We start from the raw sequence: 17,295 nt of genomic DNA, 5'->3' as shown, positions 1-17,295 counted from the left end.
GCGTGTCCTTGCTATTCGTTCAGATTCCAGGTGTCGGGCGAAGCGCCCGGTTGGCTTCCGGTTCGCGAATCTTGTCGCGGAACGGGTCGGCGCGGTAGATGCCGAGCAGTTTCAGCTCGGCGCAGAAGAACTCCAGTTCCTCAAGCGCCAGCGACACGGATCGGTCGTCCGGGTGTCCTTCCACGTCGGCATAGAACATCGAGGCGAAGAACTGCCCCTCGAGCTGGTAGGATTCCAGCTTCGTCATGTTGACGCCGTTGGTCGCGAAGCCGCCAAGTGCCTTGTAGAGCGCGGCGGGAACATTGCGCACGCGGAACACGAAGGTGGTGATCACCGTCGGCCCGTTGTTCGCCGCGCGCAGTGGCTCGCGCGAGAGAATCAGGAAGCGGGTCGTGTTGTGGGCGGCGTCCTCGACGTCGCGGCGCAGGATCTCGAGCCCGTAGGCTTCCGCCGCCATTTCCGGGGCGAGTGCCGCCGCGGTGGGGTCCTTGCCCTGGGCGACGATACGCGCGGAGCCGGCCGTGTCCGCTCCGACGATGGCCTGCAGACCGAGCTCGCGGATGATGTTGCGGCACTGGCCGAGTGCCATGACGTGGCTCTGGACGCTTTTCAGATCCTCGATCCTGGTGCCTGGCTGGGCCATGAGCTGGAACCGGATCGGCAGGAAGTACTCGCCGATGATCTGGAGCGAGGATCGCGGCAGGAGATGGTGAATGTCCGCGACCCGTCCCGCCACCGAGTTTTCCACCGGGATCATGCCGAGTTCCGCCGCTCCGCTCTCGATTGCGGTGAAACAGTCCTCGAAGGTGGCGCAGGGGACCGGTTCGAAGTCGGGATAGACATTGCGGCAGGCCGTGTGCGAGTTGGCGCCGTGTTCGCCCTGAAAGACGATCTTCTTGTTTGCGGTCATGGGCGGTGAACCAGGGTCATGAGGAAAGGGAGCGCCGGTGGCGCAGAGCGGCGCGTACGGCCTCCAGGTCCTCCGGCGTGTTGACATCCATCGGGGCGCTGCCGATCAGGCTGACGTCGATGCGCATGCCCGCTTCAAGCGCGCGCAGCTGCTCCAGGCTTTCGCGTCGCTCCAGACAGGACGGCGGCAGCGCGACGAATCGGGCGAGTGCCGCCCGCCGGTAGGCATAGATCCCAAGGTGTTGATACAACGGCCCCGGTCCGCTTGGCGCCGTGGAACGCGTGAAATACAGCGCGCGAAGCCGCTCGTCCCCCACCGGCGTTCCCACCGTCTTGACGAAACCGGGATCGTCGCGCTTTGCCGCGTCGCGGATTTCGGTCGCGATCGTTCCGATGTCGACGGCGGGATCCTCGAGCGGGTCAAAGGCGGCGCGGATCGCGTCCGGCTCGATCATCGGAACGTCGCCCTGCAGGTTGAGAATGGTTTCGAAGGCGCCATCGGGATCCGCGGCCTCCGCAGCGGCATGAACCCGGTCGGAGCCGCTGGCCAGCGCCGGGTCCGTCAGGATCGCGCGTCCGCCGGCCGTCTCCACCGCGACCGCGATGCGCGCATCGTCGCAGGCGACAATGATCGGACCGATGTCGGCGGCGCGCGCCTGCTCCAGGACATGCACGATCATCGGCCGGCCGTCGATGTCGGCAAGCGGCTTGTCCGGCAGCCGGGTGGAGGCCATCCGGGCCGGGATGACGACGAGTGCACGGCCGCGTGCGTCCCGGGTCACGGACGCCTCGCGTGCCCGGTTCGGCACGGTGATTTGCGGGGAAGGGGCGATGCGATGTTTTGTATCATGGATTGCCCTTTTAAACCTATGGACACGAGCGTCAAAAACTTTGTAGTTTCCGGCGACTTTTTCACCACGCGCGGGGTTGCGCGGGGGGAGCCGCATGTGCGTCCCCTTGCCAGCCGATGGAGTTGGAGCCAGCGGGAATGAATTCTGCCAAGCTAAACACGATTGCCGGCGCCGTCCTGTTCGTCCTTCTCGTGACGATGGGCCTCGGCATTCTGTCCGATATCATTTTCGCCCCGTCCGAGCCGGACAAGCCCGGATATGAAATCGTCATCGCCGCAGCCGACGACGAGGCAGAAGCCGAGGTCATCGAGCCCGATGTCCCGCCGATCGGCGTTCGGCTGGCGAGCGCATCGGCAGAGGACGGCGAGAAGCTCATTCGCGCCTGCGCCTCCTGTCATGCCTTCGAGCAGGGCGGCCCCAACAAGGTCGGTCCCGTGCTCTGGAACGTCGTTGACCGGCAACCTGCCGGGGTCGACGGCTTCCGCTACTCCGGTGCGATGCAGGACTACGGCGACAGCACAGAAGCCTGGTCCTACGACAACCTCGACGCCTTTCTCGCAGCACCCAAGCAACTCGTCGCTGGTACGTCGATGGGATATGCGGGCATGCGCAAACCCGAGGATCGCGCCAACCTGATCGCCTATCTGCGGACCCTGTCGGACGAGCCGGTGCCGCTTCCCGACGCTGCCCAGTAAGACGGGCGCTCGTCTGTGGAAATTGGGGAATTGAAAAGGCCGGGTCTTCCCGGCCTTTTTTCATGAGTCGGTGCCTTTTCGACGGTCTGGACCTGCGGTGAGGCATGTTCGGTGGCCGGGGTCGCCTTTCATGCAACTTTGACGCAGAGGAAGAGATTGTAGATGCAAGGAGTTGTGCTCGTGTTGCGGGCAGTTATTGGCTTTGTTTACCATAGGTATCTGTCGTTTTAACGAAGGTGGACTGTGTTTTTTAACCAGTTTCGTCTATAAAGCTTGCCTTGGTTGGGGGTGCAGTGTGGGGGAAGGGTTATTCCAACGCATGAAATGTTTTTTTCTGTGATGCCGGCGGCATGGGGGCTTCATGCTCCGCATGCGCTACGGGCATGCCTGCGCGCGGCGCGCGCGTCTGATCGCGAGATCGCTCAAAGACCGGTCATTGACCGCTTGCTGCTCTGTCATCGGTCCCGGTCGGGGGAACGGGCGGCGAAGGCTTTCCCGTGACCCGGGGGGGCGAAATCCCGCAAAGCCGTGCCAGGGACCGGCTGATCGTGATCGGCGTCATCGTCCTCGTGTGTCTGCTTGGGCTGACCCTGACCCGCTATGTGACCGTCCTCCTGCAGCAGCGTGCCGGAGAACAGCAGAAATCCGAAACCCTTGGCCGTCTCTCCGAAGTCCGCGCCCGGCTCGAAGGCGCGGTCAGTGCCACGGTCTACATTACCCAGGGCCTGGTCAGCTACGCGGCGATCAACCAGGGGGTCACGCAATCGGAGTTCGATCGTTTCGCCCGCGAAATTGCTGCGTCCGATCCCGCAATCCGTATTCTGGCGCTCGCGCCGGCAAATGTGGTTCGCTACATCTATCCGCTGGAGGGAAACGAACGGGCGGTTGGTCTGGATTACACCAGGAACAAGGCCCAGTGGCCCGCCGTCAGGCGGGTGATGGAAGAACGCCGCACGCTCGTGGCCGGACCGGTGGATCTCGTTCAGGGCGGCCGCGGCCTTATCGCCCGGTCTCCGATCCTGCTGCCGGGAGACAACGACAGCGGACCGGCGGAGCGACGCTACTGGGGCGTCGCCTCGGTCGTGGTGGACACCGACTATCTGTTCGAACATGCGGGCATCCGGCCCGAGATCGGCGGTTACGCCTTTGCCTTGCGCGGCGTGGACGGTCGCGGCGCGTCCGGCGCCATGATCATGGGCGATCCCGCGCTTTTTCTGGGAGACGCGGTTACGCTGCCCGTCACCCTTCCCAATGGTGAATGGCAGATCACCGGACGCCCGATTGACGGATGGGTGAGCACCTCGGCCGAAAGCCGATTCGCCGGTTTGGCCGGCGTCGGGACAACGGCGCTCCTGGCGGTTCTGTCGGCGCTTCTGGTCTATGCGCAGCAGCGCGCCCGGGCGATGGCGCTGCATGACGATCTCACGGGCCTGCCCAATCGGCGGCTGCTCGTCGACCGGCTGGAGCAGCTGGCTTCGCTAAGCGAGCGGACCGGGATCGGCTTCCAGGTGTTCTTCATCGACCTGAACGGCTTCAAGCCGATCAACGACACCTTCGGGCATGCCGTGGGTGACATGGTCCTGCGGGCAATCGGCAACCGGCTGCGTGCGGAAACGCGCGAATCCGACACCATCGCCCGCATCGGCGGCGATGAGTTCGTGGTTGTGGTGCCGGGGCTCATCCTGCAGCGCAGCAGTGCGAATCTCGCCGACAGGCTGCGGCAGAGTTTCGACGATCCGGTGCGCGTTGGCGATCATGTGATTTCCATTCAGGTCAGCGTCGGCTGGGCAACCTATCCCGACGATGCGACCAGCATTTCCGACATACTGGCGCTCGCCGACAAGCGCATGTATCGCGACAAGGAAGCGGTGGCCTAGAAAATCGCAAGCGCGCCCCCCGCATCGCCGGTCGCTGCGCACCCCCGTCTTCGCGACGGCTCCAGCGCGGCTCCATGCCGCGCGTCAGGGGACGTGCTCCTGGCGGCGCCTCCGGCGCGATCCGATTAAACTTTGGTCATGAAGCGTTTCGCCGCTGTCGGGATGGCATCCGGTTCCCTAATATAGTCATCATGGACATTAAACCGTCACGCGCCGGTCCATCGTTTCGATGGGAGCAGGGCGCCAGCAAAGGGACCCGAGCGATCATCATGCAGACTCCTTGCTTGCGACAGATCCTGCCCGTGAAGATCCTTCCGCTGTTTCTGGGCCTTTTGGCCTTTGTGCTTGTGTCCGCCGGCGGCGATACGGCGCGGGCGCAGGAGGATCCCGCCTGGCGTCATGCCGGAGCGCTGACGGGCGATCCCGCGTATCCGGAAGACTTCAGGCATTTCGACTATGTCAATCCGGATGCGCCGAAGGGGGGCACCGTGCGCCTGTCGGACCCCTCCGGCTTCGATACCCTCAATCCGGTCCTGTCGCGGGGCAATCCCGCGCCGGGGCTCGGGCTGATGTATGATTCGCTGCTGGAACCGGCGCTCGACGAGATCGATATCAACGCGGAATACGGGCTGATTGCCGAAGCGTTCCGCTACCCCGAGGACTATGCCTGGGTGGAGTACCGGCTGAACCCGGAGGCGCGCTGGCACGACGGCACGCCGATTTCCGTCGACGACCTCCTGTGGACCTTCGAGAAACTGATCGAGGTCAATCCGAGCCAGGCGTTCTATTATCGTCACGTCGCCAAGGCCGAAGCCGTCGGCGAGCGTACGGTTCGCTTTACCTTCGATGCCCCCGGCAACCGTGAATTGCCCAAGATCGTCGGGCAGATGATCATTCTGCCCAAGCACTGGTGGACCGGCACGGGCGCGAACGGCCAGCCGCGCGACATCGCCTCGAGCACGCTTGAGCTTCCGCTGGGCTCCGGCCCCTATCGCCTCAAGGCAATGGAGCCCGGGCGTTTCGTGGTTTACGAACGGGTGAAGGACTATTGGGCGAAGGACCATCCGGCGCGGGTCGGCACCAACAATTTCGACAAGGTGCGCTACGACAGTTACCGTGACCAGACTGTGCTGCTTCAGGCGTTCAAGGCCGACCAGTATGATTTCCGGGCGGAGAACAGCGCCAAGAACTGGGCGACGGGCTATGATTTTCCGGCGGTGAAACAGGGCCGGGTGGTGCTTGAGACCTTCCCCGACAAGGCACGCGGCATGATGCAGGCCTTCGTCATGAACCTGAGGCGCGAGCCGTTCGATGACCTTCGCGTGCGCCAGGCGCTCAATCTCGTCTTCGATTTCGAGACCGCGAACAAGACGGTCTTCTTCGACCAGTACAAGCGCATCCCCTCCTTCTTCGCCGGCACGGAGCTGGCGTCCAGTGGCCTGCCGGAAGGCAAGGAGCTGGAGATCCTGGAAAGCGTGCGCGACCTGGTGCCCGAGCGCGTCTTCACCGAACCCTATGAAAACCCGGTCAACGGCGACCCCGCGCGGCTGCGCGCAAACATGCGCAAGGCCGTCGCGCTTCTGAAGGAAGCCGGCTATGAATTGCGCGGAAGGCAGATGGTCAACGTTGAGACGGGCGCGCCGCTCGAGATCGAGTTTGTCGACAACGATCCGAATTCGGAGCGCTATGTGCTGCCCTATGCGCGCAATCTGGAGCGCATCGGCATCAAGATGACCTTGCGCGTCGTCGACACGCCGCAATACGTCAACAGGATCCGCGAGCGCGATTTCGACATGACCACGCTCGGTTGGGCGCAGTCGCTGTCGCCTGGAAACGAGCAACGCGACTTCTGGGGCAGCGAGGCCGCCGACAGGGCGCAGTCGCGCAACTATGCCGGCATTCAGGACCCGGGCGTCGATGCGCTGATCGAAAAGGTGATCTTCGCTTCCGACCGCGAGGAGCTGGTGGCGGCAACGCGGGCGCTCGACCGGGTCTTGATGGCGCATTCCTATGTGGTGCCGCAGTGGTACATCGACGTCGATCGCACCGCGCGCTGGAACCGGTTCTCCCATCCGGAGAACCTGCCCGAATACAGCCACGGGTTCCCGTCGATCTGGTGGTGGGATGCCGAAAAGGCCGCCAAGGCCGGGAGGCCGGGATGAACGGTGATGCCAGCTTTGCATCGATCACGCGCCGTGGCCTGCTTGTTGGCTCGGCCTCGCTTGCCGCGGCTGCTGTGGGTCCCGTCGTGGGCGCCCGCGCCCAGGCGACGCAGGGCGCGCGGCACGGCCTGTCGGTGTTCGGCGACCTGAAATACGGCCCGTCTTTCCAGCATTTCGACTATGTCGATCCGGCGGCGCCGTCGGGCGGGCGGATGGCCTTCACCGCCCCGTCCTGGGCATTCAACCAGAATCCGCAGACGTTCAACACCTTCAACACCTTCATTTTGACCGGAGACGCGCCTCCGCGCATGGAGCTGTGTTTCGACACGCTGATGGTGCGCGCACTCGATGAGCCCGACGCGGTCTACGGGCTCGTCGCCGAAACGGTCGAGGTGTCCGCGGACGGCAACCTTTATGTCTTCGACCTTCGTCGCGACGCGCGGTTTCACAACGGGTCGCCCCTGACCGCGGAGGACGTGGCCTTTTCGCTGGCGACGCTGAAGGAAAAGGGCCATCCCGCAATCCGCCAGACCCTGACGGAAATGGCGGAAGCGCAGGTTCTCTCGCCACATCGCGTGGCTGTGCGTTTCACAGGGCGCCAGTCGCGCATGACGCCGCTTGCCGTGACCGGCATGCCGATCCTGTCGAAAGCCTATTATGCGCGCTACGATTTTGAAGGAACGACGCTGACCCCGCCGCTGTCGTCGGGGCCCTACAAGGTCGCGCGACACGAGATCGGCCGCTTCATCGAATACGACCGCGTCGCCGACTGGTGGGCGAAGGACCTTCCCGTCGCGCGCGGGCACTTCAACTTCAAGACGCTGCGACTTGAGTTCTACCGAAACCGCACGGCCGGGTTCGAGGCCTTCAAGAAGGGCACGACCACCTTTCGCGAGGAGTTCACCTCCAAGACCTGGGCGACGGAGTACAATTTTCCCGCCGTCGAGGAGGGGCGGGTGATTCGCGAGGAAATCCCCGACGGCCGCCCCTCGGGCGGGCAGGGCTGGTTCCTCAACACCCGTCGCCCGATTTTTTCCGATGTGCGCGTGCGCCAGGCGCTGGGCCTGGTGTTCGATTTCGAATGGACCAACAAGTCGCTGTTCTTCGGTGCCTATCAGCGCACGCATTCCTTTTTCCAGAATTCGCCGATGTTTGCCGAGGGCGAGCCGTCGGCCGAGGAACTGGCGTTGCTGGAGCCGTTTCGCGACGACCTGCCGGAGGCGGTTTTCGGGCCGGCGGTTCTGGCGCCCGTCTCCGACGGGTCCGGAAACGACCGCACGATGCTGCGCGAGGCCGACCGGCTGCTGCGCGCCGCCGGCTGCCGCCGGGACGGCGCCACGCTGCTCACCCCGGACGGGGCGCCCTTCCGGTTCGAGATCCTGTCGAACTCGCCGACTTTCGAGCGTGTGGTTCTTCCCTATGCCAAGGGGCTTGCGCGGCTCGGGATCGAGGCGCGGTTCCGGGTCGTCGATCCGGCGCAATACCAGTCGCGGGTCAACACCTACGACTTCGACGTTGTGTCGCGCCGTTTCCCGCTCTCGGCGACGCTCGGCGAGGAAATTCGCCAGCTCTGGGGATCGAGATCGGCGGAGACGCCGGGTGGCAACAACCTGTCCGGCATCCGCAGTCCGGCTGTGGATGCGCTGATCGACGCTGCGCTTTCGGCGACGTCGCGCGAACGCATGACCGTGGCCGCGCGCGCGCTCGACCGCGTGCTGCGCGCGGGCTACTACTGGGTGCCACACTGGAACAAACCGGTGCACACCGTGGCCATGTGGGATCTCTTTGGACGGCCGGGGGATCCGCCGGACTATGATTTCCGCCCGGAACTGCATTGGTGGGTCGATCCGCAAAAGGCGAAGCGCCTGGGCAAGGGCGGTTGACCGCGGCGCATGACATGTCACGCTGGCGCGGCTGAGCGCATCGTCACGAGACACATCGTTACGACAAACAAGGACAGCTGAAACGATGGGCGCCTATATCCTGCGGCGGCTTTTGCTGATCGTGCCGACGATCGTCGGCATCATGGCGATCAACTTCGTCATCATCCAGTTCGCGCCGGGCGGTCCCGTGGAGCGGGTGATCGCACAATTGCAGGGCACGGATGTGTCTGCCACGGCCCGGATTTCCGGGGGCGGCAGCGATTTTGCCGGCAGCGGCGCGGAAAGCTCCGGCGGCGACAGCTCCGCCGGCTCCAAGTACCGCGGCGCGCAAGGGCTCGATCCGGAGTTCATCAAGGACCTGGAGCGTCAGTTCGGCTTCGACAAGCCGCCGCTCGAGCGATTCGCCACGATGCTGTGGGACTATGCCCGCTTCGATTTCGGCGAAAGCTACTTCCGCGACATCGCGGTGATCGATCTCATCCTGGAAAAAATGCCGGTGTCGATCTCGCTCGGCCTGTGGATGACGCTGATATCCTATTCGATCTCGATCCCGCTCGGCATCCGCAAGGCCGTGCAGGACGGAACGCGCTTCGATGTCTGGACTTCTGCGGTGATCGTCGTCGGCTACGCGATCCCGGGCTTCCTCTTCGCCGTTCTTTTGATCGTGCTCTTCGCCGGCGGCTCGTTCTTCGACTGGTTCCCGTTGCGCGGGCTGACGTCGGAGAATTGGGACCAGCTCTCCTGGCCGGCGCGCATCGTCGACTATTTCTGGCATCTGGTGTTGCCGCTGACGGCGATGGTGCTTTCCGCCTTCGCCACGGTGACGCTCCTGACCAAGAATTCCTTTCTCGACGAGATCCGCAAGCAATACGTCCAGACCGCGCGCGCAAAGGGGCTGTCGGAACGCGAGGTGCTTTATGGTCACGTGTTCCGCAACGCCATGCTGATCGTGATCGCCGGCTTTCCCGGGGCCTTCATCTCGTCGTTTTTCGCCGGGTCGCTCCTGATTGAAACGATCTTCTCGCTCGACGGCCTGGGGCTGCTCGGCTTCGAGGCTGTGATCAACCGGGACTACGCGGTGGTTTTCGCGACGCTTTTCATCTTCTCGCTGATGGGCCTTCTGGTGAACCTGATTTCCGACCTGACTTATACCTGGATCGATCCGCGCATCGATTTCGAGAGCCGGGAGGTCTGAGGCGATGGATCAGCGTTCCACGCAGCAGCAGCCGGCCGCCGGCAAGGCCGACACCATCGGACGCCCGCGCGGGTTCCTCTCGCCGATCAACAGGCGCCGACTGACCAACTTCAAGGCCAACCGCCGGGGCTATTGGTCGTTCTGGATCTTTCTGGTGCTCTTCGGCCTGTCGCTGGTCGCCGAACTTCTCGTCTACGACCGGCCGATCGTGGTGGTCTACAAGGACGAGGTGCTGGCACCGATCTTCGTCGACTATCCGGAGGAGAAGTTCGGCGGGTTCCTGGCGATCACCGATTATCGCGATCCCTTCATCCAGGAAGAGATCAACGCCAACGGCTGGATGCTGTGGCCGCCGATCCGCTATTCCTACCGCACGGTGAACAACGAGATCCCGGTGCCGGCCCCAGCGCCGCCGTCCTGGATGCTCGACAAGGAAGAGCGCTGCAGCCGCTATCCGCTGGGTGCGGAAGACCCAAATTGCATCGTCGGCAACTGGAACTGGCTCGGCACGGATGACCAGGGCCGCGATGTCGTGGCGCGGCTGGTCTACGGCTTTCGCATTTCCGTGCTGTTCGGCCTGGCGCTGACGCTCGCCTCCTCGGTGATCGGCGTCGCGGCGGGGGCCGTGCAGGGCTATTACGGCGGCTGGCTCGACCTGCTGTTCCAGCGCTTCATCGAGGTGTGGACCGCGATCCCGACGCTCTATCTGATCCTGATCGTCTCGTCTGTGCTGATCCCGGGCTTCTGGACGCTCTTTACAATCCTCCTCGCCTTTTCCTGGGTGGCGCTGGTCGGCGTGGTCAGGGCGGAGTTCCTGCGGGCGCGCAACTTCGAATATGTCACGGCGGCGCGCGCGCTGGGCGTCGGCAACGCCAAGATCATGTGGCGGCACCTGCTGCCCAACGCCATGGTCGCGACGCTGACCTTCATGCCCTTCATCCTGAACGGATCGATCTCGACGCTGACGGCGCTCGACTTCCTCGGCTTCGGCCTGCCGCCGGGATCGGCCTCGCTCGGAGAGCTTCTGGCGCAGGGCAAGAACAATCTTCAGGCGCCCTGGCTCGGCATCACCGGCTTCATCGTGATTTCGCTTATGCTCAGCCTGTTGATCTTCATCGGCGAGGCGGTTCGCGACGCCTTCGACCCCCGCAAGAGCTTTACGTGATAGTCTTGCTGAGGAAACCATCGGGAAGTCGGCCATGAACAGGATCATAAAGAAGCACTACCCGGCGGAGAAGCTGCCTCTGGATCTGCGTGCGGGTCTTCCATCAGGTGCGTTCGTGAACATTACGATAGAGACAGAGAACGGGAAACGCGCCCCATCCACGGTCGAAACCCTGAAAGCCGATCTCGAGCGCGTGCGAAGCAACCTCAAGAAACAAGTCTCAATCGAAGAAGCGACAGAGCGCGTGCGGGCCCTGCGCGACGAATGGGATGACTAATGCCACCCATTCGGTCTCTTTATCCCGATACGAATATCTTCATCCTGCTCGCCGAATTGCTGGTTCGACCGTATCGGGACCGCAACGACGATCTGATCCAGCTTTATGACAATTGGATTGCCACGGACAATACCTGGTTGGATGTCGGGCCGGTCACTCGTGAAGTATTGTGGTTCGCCGCTGTTCTCCGCAATCAATATCCGTCCGTGAAGTTGCCGGATTCCATTCACCTTTCGACCGCGATCGGCCTCAAGTGTAGTCATGTGCTGACAACGGATGACAAGCTTCCAAGGGAAATCGAACTGACCCATTCGAGATGGGGATGGAGCCGGTCTGCTCCGTCACTTGGCCTTGTCTCCCCCACTGTTCAAACCCTTCGGGCAATTCTGGATCAACGCCAATGACTGACCTGCCGCTCCTCTCCGTGCGCGATCTCTCCGTCGCCTTCACCCAGAACGGGGCGACGAACCTGGCTGTCGACAGGATCTCCTTTGATATCGGCAAGGGCGAGACGGTCGCGCTTGTCGGCGAAAGCGGGTCGGGCAAATCCGTCTCCGCCCTTTCGGCCGTGCGTCTGCTGCCCTATCCGGCCGCGTCCCATCCAACCGGCGAAGTGCTCTTCAACGGCGAGGATGTGCTCAAGGCGGACGATGCCGGGCTCCGACGCATTCGCGGCAACGAGATCTCGATGATCTTCCAGGAGCCGATGACCTCGCTCAATCCGCTGCATCCGGTGGAAAAGCAGATCGCCGAAGTCCTGAAAATCCATCGGGGCATGAGCGACACGGCCGCGCGCGCCCGTGTGCTGCAACTGCTCGAACAGGTTGGCATCCAGAACCCCGAATCCCGGCTGAAGAGCTATCCGCATCAGCTTTCCGGTGGCCAGCGCCAGCGCGTGATGATCGCCATGGCGCTGGCCAACGAGCCGGATCTCCTGATCGCCGACGAGCCGACGACCGCGCTCGACGTGACCGTTCAGGCGCAGATCCTTCAGCTCCTGAAGGACATCCAGCGCGACACCGGCATGGCGATGCTGTTCATCACCCATGATCTCGGCATCGTGCGAAAAGTGGCCGACCGGGTCTGCGTGATGACGAAAGGCAAGATCGTGGAAAGCGGTGCGGTCGAGCGGATTTTCACCGCACCCGAACACCCCTACACGCAGCATCTTCTGGCAGCCGAACCCAAGGGCGACCCGCCGGTGACCGACGACCGCAAGCCCATCGTCGTCGCGGCGGAAAACGTCAAGGTCTGGTTCCCGGTGAAGCGGGGTTTCCTGCGCCGCACCGTCGATCACATCAAGGCGGTGGACGGGATCGATGTGACCGTGCGCGAGGGGCAGACGCTCGGCATCGTCGGCGAAAGCGGCTCGGGCAAGACCACGCTGGGACTGGCCCTGATGCGCATGATTTCCTCGACCGGCAAGATCCGGTTCGGGTCGCGCGAGATCGAGGGACTGAACTCCAAGGAAATGCGCCCGCTGAGGCGCGACATGCAGGTGGTGTTTCAGGACCCCTTCGGCTCGCTCAGCCCGCGCATGTCGGTTGCCGATATCGTCGGCGAGGGGCTGGAGGTGCATTTCCCGTCGATCTCTGCGGACGAGCGCGACGCCAAGGTCTCCGCCGCCCTTGTCGAGGTCGGTCTCGATGCCGATACGCGGTTTCGCTATCCGCACGAGTTTTCCGGCGGTCAGCGTCAGCGTATCTCGATTGCCCGCGCCATGGTGCTGGAGCCGAAATTCGTCATGCTGGACGAACCGACCTCCGCGCTCGACATGAGCGTCCAGGCACAGGTCGTCGACCTGCTCCGTGACCTGCAACGCCGGCACAATCTCGCGTATCTTTTCATATCACACGATCTGAAAGTCGTGCGTGCGCTTGCCAACGAGGTGGTCGTCATGCGCGCCGGCAAGGTGGTCGAGGCCGGGCCGGCCGCCGACATCTTCGACGCGCCGGAGACCGACTACACCAAGGCGCTGATGGCCGCCGCTTTCCGCCTGGAAACGGCGGGCGCGGGGATCGTCAGCGAGTAGGGAGAGGTGGAGGCAGGGACTTTTGGACGGTCCGTCACGTGCCACCAGCGCCGGCTTCAAATTCCGCCGTCATCCCGGCCCCCGAGCCGGGATCCATTCCACGTTGCCAAACGCACAGGCGAGTGCGGGGCTCATGGCGCTCCGCACCGCGCCCCACTCTTGCTGAGGGTGCCAATGGCCCCCGGGTCGCGGTTTCGCCTTGCCCGGGGTGACGGCCTACGGAAGCGGACAATCTGTCCGCCTCTCACTCCAGCCCGCACACGTCCCGCGGTCTCTCGCGCGGAAACGCCGTGGTCGTCGCGTGATTGTCTTGAACGAGACCCGCCGGCCCGGTACCTCTTGTAGGGTCAAGCTGGTGTAAGCATGCTCCAACCGGCTCCGGGGGAAATGCGTTGAGTGTCAAGCCGATACTGTTGATCGCATCGCTTGCGGTCATTGCCGCCATCGGCATCTGGGGCGTTGTCGACTCCCCCGGTCTCGTCGCAATCGCCTCCTGGATCGTGGACCAGTATTTCCGCAGCCGCGGCTGGTTCCTGATGGTGTCGGTCACGGGCATGCTGGTTTTCTGCGTCGCGCTGGCGTTTTCCCGCTTCGGCGCCATCCGGCTCGGCGCGGATGACGACCGCCCGGAGTTTTCCACCCCCTCCTGGATCGCAATGCTGTTTGCCGCCGGCATGGGCGTGGGCCTGCTGTTCTGGGCCGTTGCGGAACCGCTGACCCATTTCGGCTTCGCGCAAGACTACATGAGCGCGCCGGAAGCCGCCCAGCAGGCGCTGGTGACAACGATCTTCCACTGGGGCATTCACGCCTGGGCGATCTACGGGACCACGGCGCTGGTGATTGCCTATTTCGCCTTCCGGCGCGGCACCGCCATGCTTGTCAGCGCACCGATCGTCTATCTTTTTCCCGGGGAGCGCTGGGCGCGCGCGCTCGGGTGGCTGTCCGACTTCATGGCCATTGTCGCCATTGCCATCGGCGTTGGCGGATCGATTGCCATGGGCGTGTTCCAGGTGGCCGACGGCATCGACGTGCTGGTCGGCGGCGCGGGTGCCGGGCCCATGCTTGTCGGCGCCGTTTTCCTTGCCATGGTCGCCTTCTACCTGCCGGCGCTGATGACCGATCTCGGCAGCGGGATGGCGAAGCTCTCCAATCTGGCGATGCTTCTGGCAATCGCGCTCGTCATTTTCGTGGTGATCTTCGGTCCGACCGAGTTCCTGCTGAACTCGGTCGTGGGGAGTTTCGGCCAGTATCTGACAAGTGTCGTTCCGCGCGGTCTGCAAACCTTCACCTTCTTCGACAGCGAGGTGGCGGAGTGGTTCAAGAGCTGGACGCTGACCTACATGGTCTGGTGGATCGCCTGGGGCCCGTTTGTCGGCGTTTTCGTCGCCCGGATCTCGAAGGGGCGCACCATTCGCGAGTTCATCTTCGGCGTGCTGATCGGGCCAACGCTTTTTTCCATGGTCTGGTTCGGCGTCTTCGGCGGCATCGGCCTTTACGAAGCGCTGCAGGGCACCGGGGAGCTGGCCGCGATGGCCGCCGCCAACGCGGAGCGGGCAACCTTTGCCCTGCTGGAACGGATGCCCTTCGCCACCTTGACGACACTCGCAACCATCGTTGCCGCCTTCCTGTTCATCGTCACCAGCGTGGTGAGCGCGGCCTTCGTGCTGGGGACCTTTTCCACTGGCGGCGACCCCGATCCCAAGCCCGGCATCCGCCTGATCTGGGGCGTGTTGCTCGGGGTTCTCGGCTACGCCATGATCCTGTCGGGGTCGATGGATGCGATCAAGAAGCTGATCGCGCTCGGGGCCCTGCCCTTCGTCTTTATCACCATCTTGCTGATGGTGTGTTTCGTCAGGGCGCTCAGGGAGGAGGCAGTGCAATGATCAGCGGCGATCTGCTCGATACCATCCTCAATCTGGGAACCTTCGCCTTCATCGGGTTCGCCGGCTGGCTGCTCGTCCGCAAGCTGCCGGAGAGGGACGACAGCGGGTAAGATCAGACGCCCCTCACTCCAGCCAGCAGGTCGCTCTCCGCCCAGCCTTTTCCTGTACAGCGCCCAGGCTGCGGCGGGTCTTGAAGCCGATCAGGCCGTCGGCGCCGCCGACGTCGTGGCCTTTTGCCTCCAGTTCGAGCTGGATCTTGCGCACCGCGCCGCGCGAGCGGGTTCTGATCGGCGTCCAGTCCTGCACGAAGCCCCGATTGTTGCCGTAGCGGTCAGCGAGATGGCCGACGAAAAGCGCGTAGACATCGGACTCATTGTAGGATTTCAGCACATAGAAATTGTCGGTGGCGATGAACGCCGGACCGTAGCGTCCCGCCGGCATCAACAGGAAGCCCGGTTGCGGCACCTCATGGGCCGGGAAGGGGCGGTTCTTCACGCGCGTGACGCCATTGGCGATCCAGTCTGAAATCGGCCGCCCGCGATCCGGCCCCTCGTTGGTGCAGGAGACGGACGGCGGGATCACCGCCTCGTAACCCCAATCGCGCTTTGCCACCCAGCCGTACCATTTGAGATACTGCGCGATGGAGGCGAGCGTGTCGGGAACGGACGTCCAGATATCGCGTCGCCCGTCGCCGTCGTAGTCGACCGCATGGCGCAGGAAGCTTGAGGGCAGGAACTGGGGCTGGCCCATCGCCCCGCCCCAGGAGCTTTTCATCCGCGACCGCGAAATGTGGCCCTCTGCGAGGATCCGGAGGGCCGCGACGGTCTCCTTGCGAAAGAGATCGCGCCGCTGGCCCATGAAGGCGCGGGTCGCAAGCGTGCGCAGCGCGTCCTTGGGGATCTTCGCGCGGCCATAGCCCGACTCGCGCGCCCAGATCGCCAGGACGATGCGGCCCGGCACGCCGGTCTCGCGCTCGATCCGGGCAAGTGTGGTGGCATGTTGTTTCGCGAGCCGTCGCCCCTGCGCCACCAGCGCGTTGAACTGGCTGTCGCGGAAATAGCCGGCCGGGGCGCGAAACTCCGACTGATAGTTGACGGAGGGCGCAGTCTCCGGCGCATCAGGGCGACCGAGACCGGGCAGCGAGGAGTCGGGCGTCATGCCCGACAGTTCGCGGGTCACGACGGCGCGGGGAACGCCCGCAGCAATGGCGGCTGGCGCGATCTCGCGGTCGAGGAACTGGCGGAACTGCGCGTCAAAAGGGCCGGCAAGGGCCCTGGCGGGCAGGAACGCGAGGGCAAGGGCGGCGAGAAGACAGGGCAGGGCGAGGCGCGGCATCGGGATCTCCGGCGGAGGCGGAACGACCGCGATCCTAGCAATGAATGGTGTCGCTGCGAAAGGCGGGTGACCGGGGCACGCGCGTGTTAAAAGGACGTGCGGGCCTTCAGTGCCTGGGTCAGCGTGCCCTCGTCGAGATAGTCGAGCTCGCCCCCCACCGGGACGCCATGCGCCAGCCGGGTGACGCGTACGTCCATCCCGCGCAGCCGGTCGGTGATGTAATGGGCGGTCGTCTGTCCCTCGACCGTGGCATTGACCGCAAGCACGATCTCGGAGACCTCGCCCCCGGCGACCCGCTCGACGAGCTGGGTGATGGTGAGATCGTCCGGGCCGATGCCGTCGAGCGGCGACAGCGTTCCGCCGAGCACGTGATAGCCGCAGTTCAGTGCTGCCGCGCGCTCCAGCGCCCAGAGGTCGGCGACATCCTCCACCACGATGATGGTCGAGGTGTCGCGGCGCGGGTCGGAGCAGATGGTGCAGGGATCGCAGGTGTCGACGGTGCCGCAGGTGGAGCATATGGTGACGCGCTCCACCGCAACCCCCATCGCCTGGGCGAGCGGGACGAGCAGCTGGTCTTTCTTCTTGATCAGGTGAAGCGCTGCGCGCCGCGCCGAGCGCGGCCCCAGCCCCGGCAGTTTCGCCAGGAGCTGGATCAGCTTTTCCACTTCCGGCCCCGCGACCGCCTTGTTGCTCATGGATCGATCAGAACGGCAGCTTGAACCCGGGGGGCAGGCCGAGACCGCCCATCAGTTCCTGGGTCTTTTCCTGGAGCATGGCTTCGGACTTTGCCTTGGCGTCCTGATGGGCGGCAAGGATCAGGTCTTCCAGGATCTCGACGTCCTCTTCCTTGACGAGCGAGGGGTCGATCTTGAGGGCGGTCATCTCGCCCTTGCCGGTCATGGTGACGCTGACCATGCCGCCGCCGGCGCTGCCCTCGACGCTCACCGCGGCGATTTCCTCCTGCAGGGAGCCCATCTGCTCCTGCATCTGCTTCGCCTGCTTCATCATCTTCATAAAGTCCATGACGGATC

General features: G+C 64.1%; 15 protein-coding genes. 10 read left to right on the top strand and 5 right to left on the bottom strand.

The features are described 5' to 3' along the window. Window positions 1-19: 19 nt before the first annotated feature. Both G572_RS0106595 and G572_RS22850 read right to left on the bottom strand, forming a co-directional pair. Window positions 20-910: a prephenate dehydratase gene (locus tag G572_RS0106595; protein ID WP_029057792.1), complete on the bottom strand. Its 891-nt coding sequence runs from the start codon at window positions 908-910 to the stop codon at window positions 20-22. Between the two features lie 16 nt (window positions 911-926). Continuing rightward, entirely contained in the window at window positions 927-1,691 is a 765-nt protein-coding gene (locus G572_RS22850; RefSeq protein ID WP_037546153.1) for a 3-deoxy-manno-octulosonate cytidylyltransferase, read from the bottom strand. Window positions 1,692-1,897: 206 nt separating this feature from the next. Here G572_RS22850 and G572_RS0106585 point away from each other — a divergent pair, with 206 nt between their 5' ends. The 10 genes from G572_RS0106585 to G572_RS0106540 all read left to right on the top strand — a co-directional run bounded on the left by G572_RS0106585 (window position 1,898) and on the right by G572_RS0106540 (window position 14,929). After that, window positions 1,898-2,455, top strand: coding sequence for a c-type cytochrome (locus tag G572_RS0106585; RefSeq protein WP_029057791.1), 558 nt, complete (start codon window positions 1,898-1,900; stop codon window positions 2,453-2,455). A gap of 497 nt (window positions 2,456-2,952) precedes the next feature. Further along, window positions 2,953-4,332 carry a diguanylate cyclase domain-containing protein gene (locus G572_RS22845; protein ID WP_051241783.1) on the top strand — a complete coding sequence of 460 codons (1,380 nt, stop codon included), beginning with the start codon at window positions 2,953-2,955 and terminating at the stop codon, window positions 4,330-4,332. Window positions 4,333-4,601: 269 nt separating this feature from the next. Beyond that, a complete protein-coding gene (locus G572_RS0106575) occupies window positions 4,602-6,494 on the top strand; it encodes an extracellular solute-binding protein (protein WP_051241779.1) in 1,893 nt (630 codons plus the stop codon). Next, the gene (locus G572_RS0106570; RefSeq protein ID WP_037545979.1) at window positions 6,491-8,377 is read left to right on the top strand and encodes an extracellular solute-binding protein; all 1,887 of its coding nucleotides are present in this window, start codon (window positions 6,491-6,493) and stop codon (window positions 8,375-8,377) included. Before G572_RS0106575 ends, G572_RS0106570 begins: the two co-directional genes overlap by 4 nt. 85 nt (window positions 8,378-8,462) lie before the next feature. Then, on the top strand, window positions 8,463-9,572 hold the full coding sequence (locus G572_RS0106565) for a microcin C ABC transporter permease YejB (RefSeq protein ID WP_029057788.1): 1,110 nt from the start codon (window positions 8,463-8,465) through the stop codon (window positions 9,570-9,572). A gap of 4 nt (window positions 9,573-9,576) precedes the next feature. Beyond that, entirely contained in the window at window positions 9,577-10,737 is a 1,161-nt protein-coding gene (locus G572_RS0106560; RefSeq protein WP_029057787.1) for an ABC transporter permease, read from the top strand. A gap of 34 nt (window positions 10,738-10,771) precedes the next feature. Beyond that, window positions 10,772-11,014: a hypothetical protein gene (locus G572_RS22840; protein WP_037545975.1), complete on the top strand. Its 243-nt coding sequence runs from the start codon at window positions 10,772-10,774 to the stop codon at window positions 11,012-11,014. Further along, on the top strand, window positions 11,014-11,418 hold the full coding sequence (locus G572_RS25855; protein WP_084649921.1) for a hypothetical protein: 405 nt from the start codon (window positions 11,014-11,016) through the stop codon (window positions 11,416-11,418). The genes G572_RS22840 and G572_RS25855 overlap by 1 nt, the downstream gene beginning before the upstream one ends. After that, window positions 11,415-13,046, top strand: coding sequence for an ABC transporter ATP-binding protein (locus G572_RS0106545; protein ID WP_029057785.1), 1,632 nt, complete (start codon window positions 11,415-11,417; stop codon window positions 13,044-13,046). Before G572_RS25855 ends, G572_RS0106545 begins: the two co-directional genes overlap by 4 nt. A 392-nt stretch (window positions 13,047-13,438) precedes the next feature. Next, on the top strand, window positions 13,439-14,929 hold the full coding sequence (locus tag G572_RS0106540) for a BCCT family transporter (protein ID WP_029057784.1): 1,491 nt from the start codon (window positions 13,439-13,441) through the stop codon (window positions 14,927-14,929). Window positions 14,930-15,052: 123 nt separating this feature from the next. Here G572_RS0106540 and G572_RS0106530 read toward each other — a convergent pair whose 3' ends face one another. The 3 genes from G572_RS0106530 to G572_RS0106520 form a co-directional block, all read right to left on the bottom strand. Then, on the bottom strand, window positions 15,053-16,264 hold the full coding sequence (locus G572_RS0106530; protein WP_029057783.1) for a lytic murein transglycosylase: 1,212 nt from the start codon (window positions 16,262-16,264) through the stop codon (window positions 15,053-15,055). A gap of 86 nt (window positions 16,265-16,350) precedes the next feature. Beyond that, window positions 16,351-16,959, bottom strand: coding sequence for a recombination mediator RecR (gene recR / locus G572_RS0106525; RefSeq protein WP_029057782.1), 609 nt, complete (start codon window positions 16,957-16,959; stop codon window positions 16,351-16,353). Between the two features lie 7 nt (window positions 16,960-16,966). Continuing rightward, a complete protein-coding gene (locus G572_RS0106520; RefSeq protein WP_029057781.1) occupies window positions 16,967-17,287 on the bottom strand; it encodes a YbaB/EbfC family nucleoid-associated protein in 321 nt (106 codons plus the stop codon). Between the last annotated feature and the right edge of the window lie 8 nt (window positions 17,288-17,295).

Source organism: Stappia stellulata DSM 5886 (assembly GCF_000423705.1).
GTDB classification, from domain to species: Bacteria; Pseudomonadota; Alphaproteobacteria; order Rhizobiales; family Stappiaceae; genus Stappia; species Stappia stellulata.
The sequence above is the reverse complement of the archived record's forward strand: the minus strand, read 5'-3'. Positions and strand labels throughout refer to the sequence as shown.